Genomic DNA, 593 nt, shown 5'->3' with positions numbered 1-593 from the left:
AGCGTTAGTTTTGTAACTTAATGGGTGATTTCAGCATCTGTTTTTCGGAACATCTAACTGGACACCCTATTTAGTTAATCAAGAGTCTTTCTTTAATAAATCCGTTGCAAGCGATAATCTTACAGGATATTATTTGCTTCATAAAGGAGAATTTGCTTATAACAGAAGTTACTCTGCTGGATATGATTGGGGAGCCGTCAAACGATTAGACAATTATGACGAAGGTGTTCTATCAACTCTTTATATATGCTTCAAAATAAATGAAACCATTGTTGATTCTGATTATCTTGCCTATTACTTCGAATCAACTAAATGGCATAGAGGCTTGTCTGATATTGCTGGTGAAGGGGCAAGAAATCATGGTCTACTGAATGTCTCTATGGCAGATTACTTCAACACTAAGCATCGGTTTCCTGTAATTGAAGAGCAAAAGGCTATAGCCAAAATACTAAATGCCATTACAGAGAAAGAAAGGAAAGCTACCCTGTTGGGAGAATGCTATCAAAAACAGAAGCAATACTCCTAAAATCCGCAACTATCATCCAATACACGATTAAGGGTAGATTTATGAGTCGTTAGTAGCAGCTTTCAGT

General features: G+C 36.6%; 1 protein-coding gene. It reads left to right on the top strand.

The genetic code is table 11. From position 1 onward, the window contains the following. Positions 1–133: 133 nt before the first annotated feature. Positions 134–526, top strand: coding sequence for a restriction endonuclease subunit S domain-containing protein (locus tag I6E38_RS15050; protein WP_235394735.1), 393 nt, complete (start codon positions 134–136; stop codon positions 524–526). Positions 527–593 lie beyond the last annotated feature (67 nt).

The sequence above is a fragment of the Leyella stercorea genome (genome assembly GCF_021531355.1).
Lineage (GTDB): Bacteria > Bacteroidota > Bacteroidia > Bacteroidales > Bacteroidaceae > Prevotella.
This window is presented reverse-complemented; position numbering and strand designations above follow the sequence as displayed.